The sequence below is a fragment of the Waltera intestinalis genome (genome assembly GCF_009695995.1).
Lineage (GTDB): Bacteria > Bacillota > Clostridia > Lachnospirales > Lachnospiraceae > Acetatifactor > Acetatifactor intestinalis.
Genome location: NZ_VUMU01000019.1, coordinates 25,720 through 47,968 on the forward strand (window position 1 = coordinate 25,720; position 22,249 = coordinate 47,968).

The window sequence follows — 22,249 nt, forward strand, 5'->3', positions numbered from 1 at the left end:
ACAGATTAGATGATGAGTCAGAAACTGGTATTGATCGATGGACACAGTATATTGAACCGGGCATTTTACGGAGTTCCGGATCTGAGCAATGCGGAAGGGCTGCATACAAATGCCATCTATGGTTTTTTGAATATTATGTTTAAAATTCTGGAAGAGGAAAAGCCGGATTACCTGGCAGTGGCATTTGATGTTCATGCACCGACTTTTCGTCATCAGATGTATCAGGCGTATAAGGGAACGAGAAAACCCATGCCGGAGGAATTAAGACAGCAGGTGCCGGTCATGAAGGAAGTCCTGAAGGCCATGCATATTACCATCATGGAGCAGGCTGGATTGGAAGCGGATGATATTCTGGGAACCCTTGCAAAGAAAGCAGAGCAGGAGGGAATGGAAGTATCGCTGGTATCCGGCGACAGGGATCTGTTGCAGATCGCCACGGATCATATCAAGATCCGCATTCCGAAGACAAAACAGGGAAGAACGGAAATTGAGGATTATTATGCTGCGGATGTGCAGGCAGCCTATCAGGTGACTCCGTTGCAGTTTATTGAACTGAAAGCGTTGATGGGGGATACGGCGGATAATATACCGGGAGTGCCTAAGGTGGGAGAGAAGACAGCCCAGGCGCTGATGGTGGAATATGGCTCGCTGGATAATATTTATTCCCACGTAGAGGAAATCTCGAAAAAAAGTATTCGGGAGTCGCTGATAGAACACAAGGATCTGGCAGAACTGAGTAAGACACTGGCTACGATCAAGACAGATTGTGATCTGCAATTGGATTACGATCAGGCAAAAGCCGAAGGATTCTATACACCGGAAGCGTATACCCTGTGCAAGCGTCTGGAATTTAAGAATCTGCTCGGCAGATTCGAGAAGAATGCTGCTGCCACAGACACAAAAATCACAGAGAACTTTCGGATCATTGAGGAGAAAAAAGAATTCCTGGATTTTTTAAAAAAAGCCAAGAAACAAAAAGAAATCGGTCTGTGGCTGATCACGGAACCGGCGGTGGGATCTAATACAAAGAAGGAAGAACTGCTTGGAGCGGCAGTATCTGTGCCGGATGCGGAAACGGTATTTTATGCGTTGAAGCGGGAGCAGGAACCGGAGGGGCAGTTGAGCCTGTTTGAAGAGGTGAAACAGACGGTGGATGAAACGGCAGAGATCACGGCAGCCTTGCAGGAACTTTCTTCCGTGAAAGGACTCCGGATTGCTACATTTGATGTAAAGCGTCAGTACGATTATCTGGACCACAGCGGTACCGAACAATATTTTGACATTCTCATAGCTGCCTATCTATTGAATCCTCTGAAAAATGATTATGATCCGGAGTCCATTGCTTCAGAGCATCTGGGGATCATGATCCAGGGAAAGGCGGAAGTATTTGGAAAGAGATCCTTCCGGACATTGCTTTCGGAAGAGAGAGAAAAAGCCGCGGAATATACCTGTTATGGGGCCTGGGTATCCGTAAAGTGCAGGAAAGTGCTCGAGGACAAGCTGGAGGCAGCAGGCATGAAGCGGCTCATGAATGAGATGGAAATGCCTCTGTCGCTGGTACTCTACGATATGCAGAAGGAAGGCGTGGCTGTCAGAAGAGAGGAATTGAAATCTTACGGTGATGCGCTGGTTGCCCGGATTGAAGAACTGGAGCATGCAATACACGAACAGGCTGGAGTTGATTTTAATATTAATTCCCCCAAACAATTAGGTGAGGTACTGTTCGAGACGATGCAGATCCCGGGCGGGAAAAAGACGAAGACCGGTTATTCTACAGCAGCGGATGTGCTGGAGAAGTTGTCTGCGGATTATCCGATTGTGCGGGATATTCTGGAGTACAGAGGACTTACAAAACTGAAATCAACCTATGCGGACGGGCTGGCAGCTTTTATCGAGGCGGATGGAAGAATTCATACGAACTTCAATCAGACCATTACAGCCACAGGGCGGATCAGTTCCACAGAACCGAATCTGCAGAACATTCCCATGCGTATGGAACTGGGCAGAAAGATCCGCAAGGTATTTGTCCCCAGGGAGGGATATGAATTCATGGATGCGGATTATTCGCAGATCGAATTGCGTGTACTGGCCCATATGTCCGGAGATGAGCAGCTGATCGATGCCTACAGACAGGAAGAGGATATTCACCGGATCACAGCATCCAAGGTATTCCATACTCCTTTCGAAGAGGTTACGGATCTGCAGAGACGTAATGCCAAGGCTGTAAATTTCGGTATTGTCTACGGCATCAGTTCCTTTGGACTGAGCCAGGATCTCAGCATCAGCAAAAAAGAAGCGGCGCAGTATATTGAACAGTATTTTGAAACCTATCCCAAGGTGAAGGAATTTATAGATAAACTGGTGGCGGATGCGAAGAATAAAGGCTACACGGAAACGATGTTCGGCAGGAGAAGACCGATTCCGGAATTGTCATCGTCTAATTTCATGCAGAGATCTTTTGGAGAACGTGTGGCAATGAACGCACCCATTCAGGGAACCGCGGCGGATATTATCAAGATCGCCATGATCAAAGTATGGAAAGCGCTGAAAGAGGAAGGATTAAAGTCACGACTGATTTTACAGGTGCATGATGAACTTCTGATCGAGACAGCACTGGAAGAAGAAGCAAGGGTTCGGGAGATCCTTACAGAGAACATGAAATCTGCGGCAGATCTGGCGGTTACGCTGGAGATCGATCTGCACACGGGAAAAGACTGGTACGAGGCAAAATAAATGCGTTTTATAGGAATTACCGGCGGCGTGGGTGCCGGAAAAACGGAAATTTTAAAATACATCGGTCAGCATTACAAATGCGAGATCTATCTGGCAGATGATATCGGACATAAAGTAAAAGAACCGGGAACGGAAGGGTATCAGGCACTGGTGGAATTGCTGGGCAGAGACATTCTGCGTGCGGATGGGCAGATTGATAAACCCTCTATGGCCGCCAAGATTTTTGCGGATCCCGCATTGTTGGGAAAAGTAAATCAGATCATTCACCCGGCGGTGAAAAAATATCTGGCTGACCGGCTGGCGGAGGCGCGTGCTAAGGGAGATGTGGAATTGTTTTTCGTCGAGGCAGCCCTTCTGATCGAGAACGGTTTCGGTGAAGTCGTGGATGAGATGTGGTATATTTATGCCAGGGAAGAGGTACGCAGAAAACGTCTGTCCGTAAGTCGTGGATACACACCGGAGAAGATCGATAGGATCATGTCTTCGCAGCTGTCGGAGAATGAATTCCGGAAACATTGTGATTTCGTCATAGATAACAGCGACAGTCTGGAGAACAGTTACAGACAGATCAGACAGAAACTGGAGGCATATACATGGAGGGAGTAAAAGAAAAACAGGGACAGTTGATATTCGGACTGGACATTGGGACCAGAAGCATCGTAGGTACGGTGGGATACTTAAACGGCGGAAAGTTCCATGTGCTTGCACAGCGTTCCAAAGAGCATGAGACGAGAGCCATGCTGGATGGACAGATTCATGATATCGGCAAGGTCGGTGAGACGATTTCTCAAGTAAAGGAACAGCTGGAGGAAGATCTGGGGAGAGAACTGACGGATGTCTGTATTGCGGCAGCAGGTCGTGTACTGCGTACGGTTACGACCTATGTGGAGCATACGTTTGAAAATGATCGGGAAATCATGCAGGAAGATGTTTATTCTCTGTGTACCATGGGTGTCGAAAAAGCCTATGAGGAATTCCAAAACAGTAATACGGACACAGATATGAAATTTTATTGCGTGGGTTATACACCTATGCGGTATTATATGAACGGTTACCAGATGGGAAATCTGGAAGGACATAAGGCCAAAAGTATTGCGGTGGATCTGATTGCCACCTTTTTGCCGGATGATGTAGTGGACGGACTGTACAAGGCGGTGGAATTTGCAGGTTTACATGTGGCAAATCTGACACTGGAGCCTATTGCGGCCATTCAGGTGGCTATCCCGGAAAAGTTCCGGATGTTAAATATGGCACTGGTGGATGTCGGCGCGGGAACCAGCGATATTTCCATTACCAAAGAAGGTACCATAACCGCGTACGGAATGATTCCCGTAGCCGGGGACAGCCTGACGGATATCCTGGTACAACATTGTCTGGTAGAATTTGAGACTGCGGAGCAGATCAAGAGAAAATGCAGGACCCAGGAGATCATTGAATATGAAGACATCATGGGCCTGCCCCAGACGATTACCGCAGGTGAGGTACTGGAGCTTCTGGATCCGGAGATTGAGCGTATGACGCAGATGGTATCCGATACGATAAAGGAGTTAAACGGTGACAAACCGGTCAGCGCGGTGTTCGTAGTAGGCGGTGGCGGAATGGTGCAGGGTTATACGGAAAAGCTGGCGGCGAAGCTGGGCATTGTGAAGGAACGTGTGGCAATCCGCGGGCAGGAGGTCATGCAGACAATCGTGTTCGAACTGGAAAATGCCAGAAAAGATGCCATGATGGTAACCCCGATCGGAATCTGTTTGAGTTACTATATGCAGAGCAATAATTTTATTTTCGTAGAATTCAATGGGGAAAGAGTAAAGCTGTATGATAATGGAAAGTTGTCCGTGACGGATGCGGCAATGCAGATGCAGTTCCCCAATGATCAACTGTTCCCCAGAAGAGGAGAGGCTCTTTTATTTACCGTAAACGGTAAGAACCGCATGGTAAGGGGTGAACGGGGAGAGGCAGCAGTCATCCGCGTCAATGACGAAGAAGCGGATATGTATACGCAGGTACATAATGGGGATCGCATTGTGATAACGCCATCCACGGAAGGTGTGGAGGCGGTCATGGAACTGGGAAGTCTTCCGGAGATGGGAGATGCCCTGGCGGTGTACGTCAATGGCAGGCAGATCAGTCTGCCCAGAACGGCAGATGTCAATGGCCGCAGAGAGAATGAATTTTATCATATTTGTCAGAAAGATGATATCCAGATTCGCAATTTCTATACCGTAAAAGAAATTGCGGAATTCCTGGATGTACCACTGGGGACAGGTATCAAAGTCAATGATACGGCGGCACAGCCGGAGACCAGAGTGTATGAACATTTTACGGTTAGTTGGGATATGGAGAATCCGTTGCCAAAGGAGAGTGTTACGGTTCCGGATCCGGTGGAAAAACCGAAGAATACGGTAGCAGAAGCACAGACAGATGAGGGAAAAAACGAGCCCGGGGTACAGATTGTGCAGGAAACACCTACGGTGCCGCAGCTTCCGCATCCCCTGACTGTAATTGTAAATCATACGCCTATTACCATGCAGGGAAAAGCTTTCTATGTATTTGTGGATGTGTTTGATTATATTGATTTTGATCTGGGCTCCGCTGCGTCCGCAGGAAGATCCATTGTGACAAATCTGAATGGACGTCCGGCACAGTATATGGAGACACTGACTGAGGGTGATGTGATCGAGATCTACTGGAAAAATTTGAAATAATAATGCGATAGAAAAGAGATTAGTAAAATTATGAGATTATGCAGTATTGCCAGCGGCAGCAGCGGCAATTGTATTTATGTGGGTTCCGAAGCCACGCATCTGCTGGTGGATGTGGGAATCAGCGGGAAAAAAGCGGAGGCCGGATTGAACAGTCTGGGACTGACCGGCAGAGACTTAGACGGTATCCTGGTGACCCATGAACATATGGATCATGTGGCTGGCTTAGGTGTCATGGCCAGAAAATACGATGTGCCCATCTATGCTACTCCCGGGACTTTGGAAGAGATTCAGAAGATGGGAAATCTTGGGAAGATCGATCCGGAACTGTTCCGTGAGGTGAAGGAAGATGTGAAACTGACCATCAAGGATCTGACCGTGAATCCCATGAAGATTTCACATGATGCGGCACAGCCTGTAGGGTATCGCATTGCATATGGGAATAAAAAAGTCGGAATCTGTACGGATCTGGGCGTATATAACGATTACACCGTGGAGTGCCTGAAGGGGATGGATGCTTTGCTTGTAGAAGCTAATCACGATGTGAAGATGTTGCAGGTAGGTCCTTATCCTTATTATTTAAAACAGAGAATCTTAGGGGAGAGAGGGCACCTTTCCAATGAAAATTCCGGAAAGCTTCTTTGTCGTATTTTACATGATAAATTACAGGCTATTGTGTTAGGGCATCTGAGCAAGGAAAATAATCTTCCCGAGCTGGCCTATGAGGCGGTCCGCATGGAGATCACCATGGGAGAGAATCCTTATCGGGCGGAGGACTTCCTAATGATGGTGGCGGACAGGAGTAATGTATCTCCGGTCATCAATATTGCTTAATTATGTTTCAGACCGCGCTATTTGCAAATTCGCGTCAGCACGTTTTACTTCACTTCGTGACTCACTTTGCTCATAGATTGGCGTTCAGCGAATGAACATAAGGTTGCAAAATGTAACAAAGTGTAGTTTAATAGATAGAAATATAGATAGAAATAATAGCATGAAATCATGCGGAAAATGAGGGCGATTATGAAAAAAACAATTATTACGGTAGTTGGTAAGGACACAGTAGGCATTATCGCAAAGGTATGTACCTATCTTGCGGAGAACGGCATCAATATCCTGGATATTTCCCAGACCATCGTACAGGGATATTTCAATATGATGATGATCGTTGACACCAATCAGATGCAGAAGCCTTTTGGTGACATGGCAGATGAACTGGCTGCTCTCGGAGAAGAGATCGGCGTAGTGATCAAATGCCAGAAGGAAGAGATCTTTGACAAGATGCACCGCATCTAATGCCCCACGATAAATCATAAAGACCCGAAGGGGCAGATAGGAGCTGTAATGATCAATTTATATGAAGTAACAGAGACGAACAAAATGATTGAGGAAGAGAACCTGGATGTGCGTACTATCACACTGGGAATCAGTCTGTTAGACTGTATCGATTCCAATCTGGACAGATTAAACGAGAAAATTTATAACAAAATTTACGAAGCAGCCAAGGATCTGGTGAAGACCGGAGAGGAGATCTCCAGAGAATTTGGTATTCCTATTGTAAATAAGAGAATTTCCGTAACACCCATTGCGCTGATCGGCGGCGCCGCATGCCACACCATCGAGGACTTTGCAAGCATTGCAAAGACCCTGGATAAAGTAGCACATGAAGTGGGTGTGAATTTCCTTGGCGGATATTCTGCACTGGTAAGCAAGGGAATGACTCCGGCAGACGAACTGCTGATCCGTTCCATTCCTCTTGCGCTGTCCACCACAGAGCGTGTGTGTAGCTCTGTGAACCTGGGCTCCACCAAGACAGGCATCAATATGGATGCGGTCAAGCTTATGGGAGAGATGGTGAAGGAAACCGCTGAGTATACCAAGGAAGATGATTCCCTGGGTTGTGCAAAACTGGTTGTGTTCTGTAATGCACCGGATGACAATCCCTTTATGGCAGGTGCATTCCATGGTGTGACCGAAGCGGACAAGATCATTAATGTCGGTGTTAGCGGTCCCGGTGTTGTCAAAACTGCATTAGAGAAGGTACGCGGAGAGAATTTTGAGGTTCTCTGTGAGACCATTAAAAAGACTGCCTTTAAAGTAACCCGTGTGGGACAGCTGGTAGCACAGGAAGCATCCCGGATGTTAAATGTTCCTTTCGGAATCGTGGATCTGTCCCTGGCACCGACCCCGGCTATCGGCGACAGTGTAGCGGATATTCTCTGTGAGATCGGTCTGGAGCGTGCCGGAGCACCCGGAACCACCGCAGCCCTTGCTCTGTTAAATGATCAGGTGAAAAAAGGCGGTGTTATGGCATCCTCTTATGTCGGCGGTTTAAGCGGAGCGTTCATTCCCGTCAGTGAAGATCAGGGTATGATCGATGCTGTCAATGCGGGAGCTCTTACCATTGAAAAACTGGAAGCAATGACCTGTGTCTGCTCCGTTGGATTGGACATGATCGCCATCCCCGGAGACACCAAGGCAACTACTATCTCCGGTATCATTGCGGATGAGATGGCCATCGGAATGGTGAACCAGAAGACCACTGCCGTGAGAATCATTCCCGTCATCGGAAAAGGAGTGGGAGAGACCGTAGAATTCGGAGGCCTGTTAGGCTACGCGCCCATCATGCCTGTGAACACCTTCTCCTGTGATGCTTTCGTCAACCGCGGCGGACGCATCCCTGCCCCCATCCATAGCTTTAAGAACTAAATTGAAAATTAGTTGAATACATTGGCAAAATCCACGAACTCCCGGAGCATGCGATACACATGTCTCGATGTAAGGTCTCCGGATGTGAATTTTCTACGAAAAGTGATGAGTAGTTCTCGTCATGACGGGGCCGCCTACAGTCGACATCCATGTCGACAATCGGCTGACGCGGACATCGTGTCCGCTTTCCCCCTGTCTTTCAGCACTTTTCTAGAAAATATCAACATCCTCCGACAAACATCTTCGACATGGCACCGCATACTCCGGGAGTTCTGCGTTTTGAAAAGCTTTCAAAAACCAGTAGCCCTGCCAAGGGCTACGGGATTATTTCACTAACTCTCAATTTACACAATCACAATCGGTGTCCGGTATTCATTCACCATTTCTTTTTTATTCTTCAGTGCCAGATGCCCCAGGTAGATCTGATTTCGGAGAATATCCAGATCCAGCATACGCAAAGCATCTGCGGGAAGTGTCTGTCTTGCGTCTGCCAAACTGGTAATGAGTGGAATGGAGCTGTTCTTTTTGATCTCGGTAAGGAGAGGAGCTGCATCCTTGCAAAATCCCAATACTCTGGCGTAGGAAATATAATCTTCAGACTTGCAGGTCTCGAATTCTTCCTTGGTCATATTCAGCAAAATATGGAACAGGCATCTGCTGATACGAGTGTAGGTCATATCCTTGCTCTTGAGCAGATCGCAGAATGAGGTATATCCTGTGAAAGATGGAAGCATGTTCCGGATGCGGTCCGATAAATCCGGAGAGATATCCTGATAGCAATCATAGCCAGACGAGTATTCCGTCAGCAGCTTGTATTGCAGCGCCGCAGAAAAATCATCCGCAAACAGAGGCTTCTGTTCTTCCAGAGAAGTCCGCAATATCTCATAGGCATTTTCCGGCATTTGGGATGCAAGATAGGTAAGATCATGCCCGGCAGCTACGGACTGACGGATGGCAATAGCGGAACACTGGTTGGTCCCCAGACGCTTATCGTGATAATCCGCACCTACACGGGTGGTAGTGAAGGGAACAATCTTGCTGTTCCTTGACATCAGAGCCTTCAGATATTCAATTCCCAGTATATTATTCGGAGAGGACAGCACATCCTTGTCATCACTCAATGAAGGAGCGTACTGCAACAGAGCCCAGGTCCTTGCAATCGGGAAGGACATTCCCTTTTTCAGATTGCAGCGCAGGGATTCCACATAAGGTTCCGGCTCCGTGTAGATGATTTCGGCGATCCGGGAGAGCGTATCGATGTTACCGCATTCACTGCCAAAGCATAGATTCGTGGTAACTCCCAGTTTGTCGAACAGAGCAACGGATCCTTTGGCAAAAAACTCCGCACTAGAAGCAGCGTAGCATGTGGGGAGTTCCAGCACAAGATCCGCACCGCATTCCAAAGCCATTTTGGCGCGGGTGAACTTATCTAGCAGGGCAGGAGCACCGCGTTGCATGAAGTTGCCGCTCATAACGATGATCGTATAATCGGCGCCGGTGGCTTCTTTGGCATGCTGCATCTGGTAAGCATGACCATTATGAAAAGGGTTGTATTCTGCGACAATACCATTGACCTTCATAACATGGCTCCTTTCGTGAAAAGAAATATACGGTAAAACGAATATAAATACAAACTGCGTATGTGAAAAAAATAACATACATTGAAAGCGTTTACATGCGCATGGTTATCAGCATATTTTGCAATTGAAATTCCAAGGTTGTATCTGAAAATATACAATTTTGCGAACATTATGCCCTTGTCTACGCTAGATGTATTTAGTATAATATAAATACATCGGTTTGTTAAGATAAAACCAAAACTTTACAGAAGTTATTTGGGAGGAAGCGGGTATCCCCCGCCGGAAAGGAGAATGGATATGTCATACATTGACATGATTAAAGAGAGAGCAAGACTCGACAAAAAAACAATTGTATTACCGGAATCTAATGATAAGAGAACATTACTGGCTGCTGCCCGTATCATGGAAGAGGGCATCGCAGATATCATTATGATCGGTGATGAAGAAAAGATCATGGATGGTGCAGGCTGGCTGGAAGTCGACCTGTCCAAGGTAACGGTAGTTAACCCGAAAACAACTCCCAAGTTGGATGACTATGTGAATTTATTATATGAAACCAGAAAAGCAAAGGGAATGACTCCCGAGAAGGCAAGAGAGATCCTGTTAAATGATTACCTGACCTTCGGTATCGTAATGGTTAAGGCTAACGATGCTGACGGTATGGTAGCAGGTGCATGTCACTCCACCGCAGATACCTTAAGACCCGCACTGCAGATCTTAAAGACTGCACCCGGCGTTAAGCTGGTATCCGCCTTCTTTGTTATGGATACCGTATTCAAGGATCAGGGTGAGAACGGAACTTTCCTGTTCGCTGACTGTGGTCTGAACCAGGATCCTACCCCCGAAGAGCTGGCTGCTATCGCAGATACCTCTTCCAGAAGCTTCAAGTCCCTGATCGGACCCAAGCCCGTTATCGCTATGTTAAGTCACTCCACCAAGGGCAGTGCCAAGCATGCTCTGGTTGACAAAGTAGTAGAAGCTACCCGTATTGCACATGAGGAGTATCCTCATCTGACATTAGACGGTGAACTGCAGCTGGATGCAGCGCTGGTTCCCAGCGTAGCTAAGTCCAAGGCTCCCGGAAGCCCTGTTAACGGACATGCAAATGTTCTGATCTTCCCGAACCTGGATGCAGGTAACATCGGTTACAAGCTGGTACAGAGACTGGGTGGCGCAGAAGCTTACGGTCCTATGTTACAGGGTATCGCAAAGCCTGTTAACGATCTGTCCAGAGGATGTTCCTGGCAGGATATCGTTGGTGTCGTAGCACTGACTGCTGTACAGGCACAGCTGGTATAATCATTATAAAAACCATAAACGTGTGCGGGATATCTGTCCCGCACCGTATTCATGTATTGCCCTTACCGGGTGACATGAGATCATAGAACATTAGTCTGACAGATTAAAAAAGAAAGGAATTTGCCATGAATATTTTAGTTATTAACTGCGGAAGCTCTTCCCTGAAGTTCCAGCTCATCGATTCCGAGACCGAGAAATGCATCGCAAAGGGTCTCTGTGAGAGAATCGGTATCGAAGGAAGCCGGATCACCTATACCCCCGATGGCGGCGAGAAGGAACAGACCGTAACTCCCATGCCGGATCACACCGAAGCAATCCGTCTTGTACTGGAAGCACTGACCAATCCTAAGACCGGTGTAGTAAAGAGCCTGGATGAGATCGGTGCCGTAGGACATCGTATCGTACACGGTGGTGAGAAGTTTGCAGCATCTACCATCATTACCGATGAAGTTATGAAAGCCATCGAAGAGTGCAACGATCTGGCTCCTTTACATAACCCTGCAAACCTGATCGGTATCAATGCCTGCAAAAAGCTGATGCCTACCACTCCCATGGTAGCTGTATTCGATACCGCTTTCCATCAGACCATGCCTGAGGAAGCTTATATGTACGGTCTGCCTTATGAGTATTATGAGAAGTACAAGATCAGACGTTACGGTTTCCACGGAACCAGCCACTCTTATGTATCCAGGAAAGCGGCAGAGGTTCTGGACAAAAAGTACGAAGATCTGAAGATCATCGTATGCCACTTAGGTAACGGCGCCAGCGTATCTGCAGTTAAGAACGGCAAATGCGTAGATACCTCCATGGGCCTGACTCCCCTGGAAGGCCTGATCATGGGAACCCGTTCCGGTGATATTGATCCCGCCATCATGGAGTTCATCGCTCACAAAGAGGGCAAGAACATCGACGAGATCATGACTGTTCTGAACAAGAAGTCCGGTGTATACGGTCTGTCCAACAACCTGTCTTCTGATTTCCGCGATCTGGAAGATGGTTATAACAGAGGTGATGAGCATTGCATCCGTACAATGAAGACTTATTGTTATCGTGTGGCAAAATACATCGGTTCTTATGTAGCAGCAATGAATGGTGTAGATGTGATCTGCTTTACCGCAGGTATTGGTGAGAACGCACCGCTGGTTCGCTCCCTGGTATGTGAGCATCTGGGCTTCTTGGGCGTATCCATCGATGAGGATGCGAACCACAAGCGCGGCGAAGAAATCGCTATTTCCACTCCTGACAGTAAGACCACTGTAATGGTAATTCCTACGAATGAGGAACTTGCTATTGCCAGAGAGACAGTAAGTTTGGTAAAATAGGTTCGGCGGAACCTTAAGAATGAGAACACCCATCAACCGGAGGCTCCGATTGATGGGTGTTTTATTATGGTAAGGAATGAACAGAGGGAGAAAATGTTATGAAGAAAAATGTGATCGTAGGACAGTCCGGAGGTCCCACCGCGGTGATCAATGCAAGCCTTGCCGGTGTCTATAAGACAGCAAAGGATATGGGGGCGGATACCATATACGGTATGCGTTACGGCATCCAGGGCCTTTTGGAGAAAAAGATAGTAGATCTTGGAGAGAAAATACGTAACGATATGGATGTGGAACTTCTGAAGAGAACCCCGGCATCCTTCCTGGGCTCCTGCCGCTATAAGCTGCCGGAGAGCAGTGAAGATAAAGCTATCTATGAGAAAATATTTGCAATTCTGGAAGAACTGGAGATTACGGCATTTTTCTATATCGGTGGCAATGATTCCATGGATACCATAAAAAAGCTTTCCGATTATGCCCAGACAGTTGACAGTCCGATCCGTTTTATCGGTGTGCCCAAGACGATCGATAATGACCTGGAGGGTACGGATCATACGCCCGGTTACGGCAGCGCTGCAAAATATATTGCCACCGTTACCAAGGAACTGGTACGTGATGGTCTGATCTATGAGATGCAGAGCGTGACGTTCATCGAGATCATGGGAAGAAATGCCGGCTGGCTGACCGGTGCGGCAGTACTTGCCAAGAGTGAAGACTGCGAAGGTCCGGATCTGATCTATCTGCCGGAGGTTCCTTTCGATGTGGATGTTTTTCTGGAAAAAGTAAAGAAACTGGTAGTTGAGAAACAGTCCATCGTCATCGCTGTATCGGAAGGTATCAAGACGGCAGACGGCAGATATGTCTGCGAATTGTCCGCACACTCGGACAAGACCGATTCCTTCGGTCATGTGCAGTTATCCGGTACCGGTAAATATCTGTCCGACCTGATCATCGAGAAATTGGGCTGCAAGTCCAGAGCTATCGAACTGTCTACCCTGCAACGCTGTGCAGGACATCTGACCTCCCGTGTGGATATCACCGAGGCTTATCAGGTAGGCGGTACTGCGGTAAAAGCAGCTTTTGAGGGCAAGACCGGTCAGATGGTGATTCTGAAAAGAGTATCCCAGGATCCCTATATCTGCACCACGGATCTCTACGATGTGCATAAGGTAGCAAATCTGGAGAAAAAGGTTCCCCGTTCCTGGATTACGGAAGAGGGAGATTACGTGACAGCAGAGATGAAGAACTATATCGAGCCTCTGATACAGGCGGAACTGACCCCGATCATGATCACAGGCCAGCCCAGACATATTATTATCGATGATCTGCCGGATATAAAGTAAGCAAGTATAGATAGAACAAATTGGATACAAAGGAGGTGGGAACATGCCGAAAGACAGGAAGAGAAAAAACATGCTGATCATAGCATGTATCATGCTCTTTGCAACTTTATTTACGCTTGTTCCCGCCTTTTCTTTTTCCGTGACTGCAGCCAGAAGGAACACAGGATCGGTGGCGGAAGAGTACGTCAGGTATCAGTCCAGGCTTCAGAATATAGAGAAGATCACGGAGCTGGAGGAAAACGGATTCCGTTTGTTAGAGGATCAGATATTTGCCATGCCACTTCAGAAATTGCCGGAGGATATGCCGGAGGACGAAGTGGATGAAGTATGGTTCTATGCGGCATTGGACAAGCAGTACCACAGACTGGCAGTTTTTCTCGCAGATGATAATGGACAGATTCTGTACAAGACGGACCAGCTGGAGGCAAATTACTGCTATCCGGGGGAATTACGGCAGCCCATAGAGAAGCTTGCATCGGTATCTTTTCAGGATGTGGACAATGACAGCGATACGGATATTATTCTGATTGCCCAGTGCCATAATGACAGAGGAGATTATCAGGAGAAATCTTATAAAGTGGGAGATGTTCTGTTCCAGGAGGATGGCAGCTTTTACAGAGACTATCGGATCTCGGACAAGATCAACCGCTTTGATATGAATAAAAATCCGGCGTGTATTCTGAACTTCGTACGCGACGGACGTTCCACAGAATTCCTCTACACTGCGGAGACATACGGAGAACTGCTCAGCCATAATTTCCGTGTGATCGAGGAACAAAGCTATACCCGTAATTTTGAAAAGCTGGGGAAAATGAAGGTAGTGCCCGGAGTATACCGGATGGTGGAATATGATGTGTTTATGATCTACCTGATCGACGAGCAGGGAAATATTGTGTGGAGCTTCCAACCTATGGAGGATTACGACAATCTCTATGCGCTGAAGGGAATCCAGGGGAAGGATCTGGACGGCGATGGGTTCAAGGACCTGGTGGTATTTGCAAAATACAGTTACGAGGGAGATTTTGGGGAACTATTGGTAGATACCGTGTGTACCGTGTATTATCAGCGGACTGCCGGATTTGAAAAAGACAAAGATTTTACCGCAAATTATGAATGTACGGAGGAGGACACTTTAGAGGCACTGGTTGGGAAGATACGTGCCTACTGGGGGTGGCAGACATAATGATAAAAATATTGATCGTGGATGATGAAAAGCCGATCTGTGATCTGATCGATCTGAATCTGTCGGCAGCAGGATATTTTTGCAAAAGCGTACAGGACGGCATGAAAGCAATCGAATGCATCGAGAGAGAAAAATTTGATCTGATCTTGCTGGATATTATGCTTCCCGGAGTGAATGGCTTTGACATCATGGAATATATCAGACCTTTGAAGATCCCGGTGATCTTCATTACAGCCAGGGGAGATGTGAAGGATCGTGTAAAGGGGCTGCGGCTTGGCGCAGAGGATTATCTGGTGAAGCCCTTTGATGTCGTGGAACTTCTGGCGAGAGTGGAGGTCGTATTGCGCAGATTCCATAAGATGGCAGCACAGTTGTCCGCCGGGGATGTGGTGGTGGACATGGATGCCAGAATGGTGACCAAGGCAGGAATGCCCGTGGTGCTGACCAATAAGGAGTATGGACTTTTGGTGTTGTTTATCCAGAACAAAAATATTGCCCTGTTCAAGGAAAATCTGTATGAAAAAGTGTGGGGCGAAGAGTATGACGGAGATAGCAGAACCTTAGAGCTTCATGTGCAGCGCCTGCGCAAGAAGATGGGATGGGAGCGTCAGCTGGTGGCGGTCTATAAGGTGGGATACCGGCTTGAGATTGCATGACCCGGAGTGGGTAAAAGGAGAGATGTATGAAATTTTCCTGGAAAATACTGTTTTGTACGATGTTGATCATGGCAGTGGCATGCGGAGCAAGCGGTTATTTTTTTGTAAATTATGTATTTCAGACCTCCATGGAGCGTGAGACCAGACAGGCACTTGATGAAAGCAGTATTTTGAGGTTCGCTTTCGAGACGGCAGCTTTAAATATTCCGTCCAAATATGATGTGCTTCCGGACGGAACGGTGGAACAGATCGGAGTATACCTGGAGAATAGTGGACAGCACGGCAACAGATTGCTGCGGATCAGCGATGAGAACGGTAAGGTGCTGTATGCCAGCGAAGGGTTTACCGGGGATACTTCTCTGTGGGAAGAACGCGGAGAAAATACGAGAGTATACCGGGTAGTGCAGTCTGGGGATTCCTATTATATCCAGACACAGACCAGGATCAATGTGTCCGACCGTCTGCTGACGTTAGAGACCATGAAAAATATAACTGCGGTATATACGGAGAGGACGGAAGGATTCCGGATGTATCGTCAGGTTACGGTGATCGTATTGTTGTGCAGTGGAGCGGTCATGACGCTGATTGCCTGTTGGCTGACCAGACCTATCAGACTTTTGACCCGTGCCACCGGCAAAATGGCGGAGGGAGAATATAGCTATCGCGCGGAGCAGATCAGTAATGATGAAATGGGGCAGCTGACCGCGGATTTCAACCATATGGCAGAGGCGCTGGAGCAGAATATTCAGAATTTGGAAAATGAAGTCAGAGCCAGAGAAGATTTTATTGCCGCATTTTCCCATGAACTGAAGACACCGCTGACTGCCATGATCGGTTATGCGGATATGCTGCGTTCCCGGAAATTGGATGATGAGAGGCATTTTTTGTGTGCCAATTATATCTATACAGAGGGAAAACGCCTGGAGACTATGGCGCTCAGACTGTTGGACATCATTGTGACCAGACGTAAGGAGATCGATCGTAAGACCACGAATGTCTCCGGTATTTTCTCGTATCTGCAGGAAATTTATGATGAGACCAAGAACCCGGAAGATGGCAGAGTGAAGGTTGACATCTGCTGGGAAAAGGGAGAACTCTATGCCGAGGAGAACCTGTTGAAGACTGTTTTGATCAATCTGACCGATAATGCCATCAAAGCCTCCGAGGAGGGGCAGACCGTGGAGATTACAGGAAGGCGCATGGAGAACGGTTATTATTTTCAGGTGCGGGATGAAGGAATCGGTATCCCCGAGGAAGAACTTCAAAAGATCACGGAAGCTTTTTATATGGTGGATAAATCCAGATCCAGGGCTCATAACGGAGCGGGACTGGGGCTTGCACTGTGTACCGCTATTCTGGAGCTGCATCACAGCCGCCTGAAGATCGAGAGTACACTGGGTTTTGGAAGCTGCATGGGCTTTCTGATTCCGGACGAGGGGGTGAACGCGGATGAATAGATGGAAGAGCTGTTCTTTGGGCTTTGCGGTAGCAGTTGTGGTCATTCTTGCGGCTCTGTGGGGTCCGGAATGGATCGCGGCCAAAAGGGATGAGAGACTTTTAAACAGTATTACCACAGAGGCAGTGGAAGGAGCGGAAGGATATCGTTACCGCATGAGCAGCAATCAGAAGCTGTATCTTTTGGGAAGATGTCTGAGCAGCCAGACCCTGCCGGAGAGTGAACTGCGGTTTCTGACCAGAGTGGACAATGAGGCAGGAAACTACGGAGAAATGACGGGTACCTATGCGTTTGTGGAGAATCGTCAGCAGCCGGGAGAGGGACAGATTCAGGAGGAAGCGGTATATGAGGCATGCAACAGAGAGATTCAGACCCTGAAGGAGCAGGGAATTCTTCCCGGGGAAGTAAAGGAAGTGTCGGAAGACTCTTACGAAGCGGTGATCTGCTCAGCCATCGATGTGCTGGAGCCGAGGAATAATCTCTCCGTATGGAAACTCAGCCTGTCTACGGACGTAAGGAATGCGGATAAGAGTAACCGTTTTCTGGATATATATCTGGATGCGGATACCGGCAAAATCTATGAATTCTATGTCCGGACCGGACAGCAATGGGATGACATCGATACGGATGCCATGATCGACCGGTATGCGGAATATCTGGAGCTGACTGGTCTTGAAAAATATGAAGACCCAAATCCGCTGTTGGAGACGACGCCGTATTTTGCCAAGTATACTTTCCCGGGGGAGGAAGGCAGTACCACGGTGACCATCGGTTACTATGAAGGAATTCGTGAGCTTTTCCTCAAAGTAGGAAGATAGAAAAATAAAATACGCAAAGATTTTTACAAAAAAGATTAAAATCACTACTTGACGTTAGCACACTAAAGCGGTAATATAAATAAAAATTAAATACAGCGGTAAGAAAACCATTGATGTGGAGATAAAAACAGTTCGTGCACTTACAGAGAGACCGGATGCTGAGAAAGGTTGGAACGCAGGTTGTTAAATGGACCACGGAGGGCGCAGTCAAAGAGGACACACAGAATCCTAAGACCTCAAGTATTCTGCGACGTGAGGGCATACGTCAGTTGCCGGGGATATGTTGGTATCCTGTAAGAGCACAAGCAATTGTGAAGCAAGGTGGCACCGCGGGAAGTGTAAATAACCCGTCCATGACAGAATCAGATTCTGTCATGGGCGGTTTTTTTGTACCTTTGGCGAGATAACCCCAATGAGTAAAAGGAAGCCTCAAAGAGGCGATTTTACGAATTGAGGCGCTGAAAAGGTGTGAGCAGAAATAATTTTAAGGAGGAGTACCGGAATGAAGATCACACCCACACTGGAAGAATGTAAAAAGATCGCAGCGGAAGGAAATTACGGAGTGATTCCCTTAAGCACAGAGATGTATGCGGATATGACCACACCCATCGAAGTGCTACGCATCTTAAAAAAGGTCAGCGGTCATGTCTACCTGCTGGAAAGTGCGGAGGCAGATAAACGATGGGGCAGGTATTCCTTTTTAGGATATGATCCTTTGCTTGAGATCACCTGCTATAACGGTATGACCACAATAAAATCGGAACTGACCAGCCGGACGGATTCCGGAGATGTCAGAGGGATCATCCGCAGCGTCATGGAAGAGAATAAAAGTCCCAAGCTTCCGGGGCTGCCTTCCTTTACCGGAGGTCTTGTAGGATATTTTTCCTATGACTATATCAAATACAGCGAACCGACCCTGCGACTGGATGCGAAGGACGAGGAAGGCTTCCAGGATGTGAACCTGATGCTGTTCCACAAGGTCATCGCTTTTGACAACTACAGACAGAAGCTGATCCTGATCCTGAATATCAAGACCGATGATCTGGAGATCAATTATCATAGGGCGGAGCGGGAACTGAACAACATGAAGGAGCTTTTGCTGAATGGGGAAAAGGCAGAGCATATTCCCTGTAAGCTCCGGACAGACTTTCAACCACTGTTCAACGAAGCAGCCTATTGCAGCATGGTCGAGAAAGCCAAGCATTACATCAGAGAGGGAGATATTTTTCAGGTGGTATTATCCAATCGCCTGGAGGCGGAGATGGAAGGAAGCCTCTTAGATGCTTACCGGGTACTGCGCACGACAAATCCTTCCCCATACATGTTCTATTTCTCCGGAAGTGATGGTGAGATCGTGGGAGCCAGTCCGGAGACATTAGTAAAGTTAGAGGACGACGTGTTACATACCTTCCCTTTAGCAGGAACGAGACCCAGAGGTGCCACCGAGGAAGCGGACAAGGCGTTGGAGGCAGAGCTTTTAGCAGATGAGAAGGAACGCTCCGAACACAATATGTTAGTGGATCTGGGACGGAATGATATCGGCAAGATCAGCCGGATAGGCACCGTGGAAGTGGAAAAGTATATGTCCATTGAGAGATATTCTCATGTCATGCACATCGGATCCACGGTAAGAGGAGTGATCAAAGAGGATGCGGATGCTCTGGATGCGGTGGATGCCATCCTCCCCGCAGGAACTCTGTCGGGAGCCCCGAAGCTTCGGGCATGCGAGATCATCAATGAACTGGAAGACAATAAGAGAGGTATCTACGGCGGAGCCATCGGCTATATCTCCTTTACCGGAAATCTGGATACCTGCATTGCTATCAGACTTGCTTTTTCCAAGAATGGAAAAGTATTCGTAAGATCCGGCGCCGGTATCGTGGCGGACAGCGTACCGGAGAAGGAATACAGAGAATGTATCCAGAAGGCAGCAGCTGTAAAACAGGCTCTTTGGAAAGCACAGGAGGGAATGGAAGTATGATATTACTGATCGATAATTACGACAGCTTTTCCTACAACGTATACCAGCTGGTGGGAAGTGTGAACCCGGATATCCGGGTGATCCGCAATGATGAATGCAGCGTGGATGAGATCCGAGCCATGAATCCCTCCCATATCATATTATCGCCGGGACCCGGCAGACCGGACAAAGCGGGTGTCTGTGAAAATGTGATCCGGGAACTTGGGGGCAGGATACCTATTTTGGGAATCTGTCTCGGGCATCAGGCAGTCTGTGAGGTGGCAGGGGCTACCGTTACCTATGCATCCCACCTGATGCACGGCAAACAGTCTCTGGCGACTCTGGATACGGACAGCGTATTGTTCCGAGGCATGAAAAAAGTCATCACTGTGGCAAGATATCATTCGCTGGTAGCGGATCCTCAGACGATTCCCGAAGAATTGAAAGTTACCGCAGTTACCGAAGATGGCGAAGTCATGGCGGTAGAACAGACAAAGAAACAGATCTACGGAGTACAATTCCATCCGGAATCCGTACTGACACCGGACGGACGACATATCATTGTTAATTTTTTACAGACGCAGAAGGGAGAAGGCAGAAATATGATTAAAGAAGCAGTAGATAAACTAGTAAAAAATGAGAACATCGGATACGATATGGCAAAAACCGTTATGGATGAGATCATGAGCGGGGAAGCCAGCGATATTTTAAAAAGCGCTTACTTAACAGCGTTAAGCCAGAAGGGTGAGACCATCGAAGAGATCACCGGCTCCGCAGAAGAGATGCGGAAATTCGGCAGAAAGCTGGGCGCAGATGTAGAAGCGCTGGAGATCGTGGGAACCGGCGGTGACGGCTCCAATTCCTTCAATATCTCCACCACGGCATCCATCGTGATCTCTGCCGCGGGTGTACCGGTAGCCAAGCACGGCAACCGTGCAGCCAGCTCCAAATCCGGTGCGGCAGACTGCCTGGAAGCACTGGGCGTGAATATCACCATAGAGCCGGAGCAGAGCAGGAAGCTGTTAGAAGAGATCGGCATCTGCTTCCTCTTTGCACAGAAATATCACACTGCCATGAAACATGTGGGTCCCATCCGCAAGGAACTGGGCATCCGTACAATTTTCAATATCTTAGGACCGTTAGCGAACCCTGCAGGACCGGTATATCAGATCATGGGTGTGTACGATGAAAGCCTGCTGCCTTCCATGGCAAAGGTATTGTCCAATCTGGGAGTCAGGAGAGGCATGGTAGTCTACGGACAGGACAGACTGGACGAGATCTCCGCCAGTGCGCCTACCGCAGTCTGTGAGATCGACAACGGCACCTTCAAAAATTATGTGATCACACCGGAAGATTTTGGGCTGGTAAGATGCACGAAGGAGGACCTGGCAGGCGGAACTCCCCAGGAGAACGCAGAGATCACCAGAGCTATCTTAAACGGCGAAAAGGGTCCCAAACGCAACGCAGTACTGTTAAATGCGGCAGCAGCCCTGTATGTGGCAGGCAAGGCAGACAGCATGGCTGACGGCGTGAAGCTGGCAGAGAAGGTCATCGACACAGGCCTTGCAAAGGCACAGTTGGAGCGTTTTATCAAGCTGAGCAATGCAAGATAAAGTGTTACGAGTACTTTTGACCTGCGGTGCAAGAATTCTGGATTTAGATTAAGAAACGGAAAGGCAGGATGAATGGATGATACTTGATACTATAGCAGCCTCTGCAAAGGAGCGGGTAGCAGCAGCCAAAGAAGCACTGCCCCTTACAGAACAGATTGCCAGAGCAAGAGAGTTAGACAGTAATACGGGATTTCCTTTTGAACAGGCATTGGCAAAGAAGAGAATGAGCTTTATCTGCGAGGTGAAAAAGGCGTCGCCCTCCAAGGGACTGATCGCACCGGAATTTCCCTATGTGCAGATCGCAAAGGAGTACGAAGCGGCAGGAGCAGATGCTATTTCGGTGCTGACGGAACCGGCGTATTTTCAGGGGAAGAACGAATATCTGACGAAGATCCGGCAGACGGTACAGATCCCTCTGCTGCGAAAAGATTTCACGGTAGACGAATACATGATCTATGAGGCGAAAAATATCGGAGCGGATGCAGTGCTCTTAATCTGTGCGATTCTCTCTCCCATGCAGCTGTCGGAATACGCGGGGATTGCCAGAGAACTTGGCCTGTCGGCACTGGTGGAAGCTCATGACGAGAGAGAAGTGGAGATGGCGCTTGCAGCCGGTGCGAGAATCGTTGGTGTCAATAACCGGAATCTGAAAGATTTTACGGTGGATATCCATAATTCCGTGCGGCTGCGGGAACTGGTGCCGGAGAACATCCTCTTCGTATCTGAGAGCGGTATGAAGACCAGACGGGATATCGTGAGACTCGAGCAGAACGGTACCAATGCTGTTCTCATCGGAGAGACGCTGATGCGAAGTGCGGATAAGAAAGCGGTATTGCAGGAGCTTCGCGGACAGATTACAGAAAGGTCGTAAATTA

17 protein-coding genes are annotated in these 22,249 nt (G+C 47.9%); 16 read left to right on the forward strand and 1 reads right to left on the reverse strand.

Annotated features, from left to right (window positions below; genetic code table 11):
* Window positions 1-12: 12 nt before the first annotated feature.
* The 6 genes from polA (at window position 13) to FYJ59_RS12735 (ending at window position 8,147) form a co-directional block, all read left to right on the forward strand.
* Complete coding sequence (gene polA, locus FYJ59_RS12710; protein ID WP_154498353.1) at window positions 13-2,733, forward strand: DNA polymerase I; 2,721 nt, start codon at window positions 13-15, stop codon at window positions 2,731-2,733.
* Entirely contained in the window at window positions 2,734-3,339 is a 606-nt protein-coding gene (gene coaE / locus FYJ59_RS12715) for a dephospho-CoA kinase (protein WP_154498165.1), read from the forward strand.
* A complete protein-coding gene (locus tag FYJ59_RS12720; RefSeq protein ID WP_154498168.1) occupies window positions 3,327-5,441 on the forward strand; it encodes a cell division protein FtsA in 2,115 nt (704 codons plus the stop codon). The genes coaE and FYJ59_RS12720 overlap by 13 nt, the downstream gene beginning before the upstream one ends.
* 30 nt (window positions 5,442-5,471) lie before the next feature.
* Window positions 5,472-6,272, forward strand: a complete 801-nt coding sequence (locus FYJ59_RS12725) for an MBL fold metallo-hydrolase (protein WP_154498171.1) — start codon at window positions 5,472-5,474, stop codon at window positions 6,270-6,272.
* A 189-nt stretch (window positions 6,273-6,461) separates the two neighbouring features.
* On the forward strand, window positions 6,462-6,734 hold the full coding sequence (locus FYJ59_RS12730; RefSeq protein ID WP_022153987.1) for an ACT domain-containing protein: 273 nt from the start codon (window positions 6,462-6,464) through the stop codon (window positions 6,732-6,734).
* Window positions 6,735-6,782: 48 nt separating this feature from the next.
* Window positions 6,783-8,147, forward strand: coding sequence for a PFL family protein (locus FYJ59_RS12735; RefSeq protein ID WP_118550786.1), 1,365 nt, complete (start codon window positions 6,783-6,785; stop codon window positions 8,145-8,147).
* A gap of 344 nt (window positions 8,148-8,491) precedes the next feature.
* Here FYJ59_RS12735 and FYJ59_RS12740 read toward each other — a convergent pair whose 3' ends face one another.
* Window positions 8,492-9,727 (reverse strand): nucleotidyltransferase, encoded by a 1,236-nt coding sequence (locus FYJ59_RS12740; RefSeq protein ID WP_205839544.1) that lies wholly within the window; start codon window positions 9,725-9,727, stop codon window positions 8,492-8,494.
* Window positions 9,728-10,024: 297 nt separating this feature from the next.
* Between FYJ59_RS12740 and pta the strand changes: the two genes are divergently transcribed.
* The 10 genes from pta to trpC all read left to right on the forward strand — a co-directional run bounded on the left by pta (window position 10,025) and on the right by trpC (window position 22,245).
* On the forward strand, window positions 10,025-11,026 hold the full coding sequence (gene pta / locus FYJ59_RS12745; protein ID WP_154498180.1) for a phosphate acetyltransferase: 1,002 nt from the start codon (window positions 10,025-10,027) through the stop codon (window positions 11,024-11,026).
* Window positions 11,027-11,151: 125 nt separating this feature from the next.
* A complete protein-coding gene (locus FYJ59_RS12750) occupies window positions 11,152-12,348 on the forward strand; it encodes an acetate kinase (protein WP_022154406.1) in 1,197 nt (398 codons plus the stop codon).
* Between the two features lie 98 nt (window positions 12,349-12,446).
* A complete protein-coding gene (locus FYJ59_RS12755; protein ID WP_154498204.1) occupies window positions 12,447-13,688 on the forward strand; it encodes a 6-phosphofructokinase in 1,242 nt (413 codons plus the stop codon).
* A 43-nt stretch (window positions 13,689-13,731) separates the two neighbouring features.
* A complete protein-coding gene (locus FYJ59_RS12760) occupies window positions 13,732-14,871 on the forward strand; it encodes an FG-GAP repeat protein (RefSeq protein WP_235898046.1) in 1,140 nt (379 codons plus the stop codon).
* On the forward strand, window positions 14,871-15,527 hold the full coding sequence (locus FYJ59_RS12765) for a response regulator transcription factor (protein WP_154498207.1): 657 nt from the start codon (window positions 14,871-14,873) through the stop codon (window positions 15,525-15,527). Before FYJ59_RS12760 ends, FYJ59_RS12765 begins: the two co-directional genes overlap by 1 nt.
* Before the next feature lie 26 nt (window positions 15,528-15,553).
* The gene (locus tag FYJ59_RS12770) at window positions 15,554-16,984 is read left to right on the forward strand and encodes a sensor histidine kinase (RefSeq protein ID WP_154498213.1); all 1,431 of its coding nucleotides are present in this window, start codon (window positions 15,554-15,556) and stop codon (window positions 16,982-16,984) included.
* A complete protein-coding gene (locus FYJ59_RS12775) occupies window positions 16,977-17,801 on the forward strand; it encodes a hypothetical protein (protein ID WP_154498218.1) in 825 nt (274 codons plus the stop codon). The genes FYJ59_RS12770 and FYJ59_RS12775 overlap by 8 nt, the downstream gene beginning before the upstream one ends.
* A gap of 502 nt (window positions 17,802-18,303) precedes the next feature.
* Window positions 18,304-19,782 carry an anthranilate synthase component I gene (gene trpE, locus FYJ59_RS12780; protein ID WP_154498239.1) on the forward strand — a complete coding sequence of 493 codons (1,479 nt, stop codon included), beginning with the start codon at window positions 18,304-18,306 and terminating at the stop codon, window positions 19,780-19,782.
* Window positions 19,779-21,374 (forward strand): anthranilate phosphoribosyltransferase, encoded by a 1,596-nt coding sequence (gene trpD / locus FYJ59_RS12785; protein ID WP_154498250.1) that lies wholly within the window; start codon window positions 19,779-19,781, stop codon window positions 21,372-21,374. The genes trpE and trpD overlap by 4 nt, the downstream gene beginning before the upstream one ends.
* Window positions 21,375-21,450: 76 nt before the next feature.
* On the forward strand, window positions 21,451-22,245 hold the full coding sequence (gene trpC, locus FYJ59_RS12790; RefSeq protein WP_154498271.1) for an indole-3-glycerol phosphate synthase TrpC: 795 nt from the start codon (window positions 21,451-21,453) through the stop codon (window positions 22,243-22,245).
* Window positions 22,246-22,249: the final 4 nt, after the last annotated feature.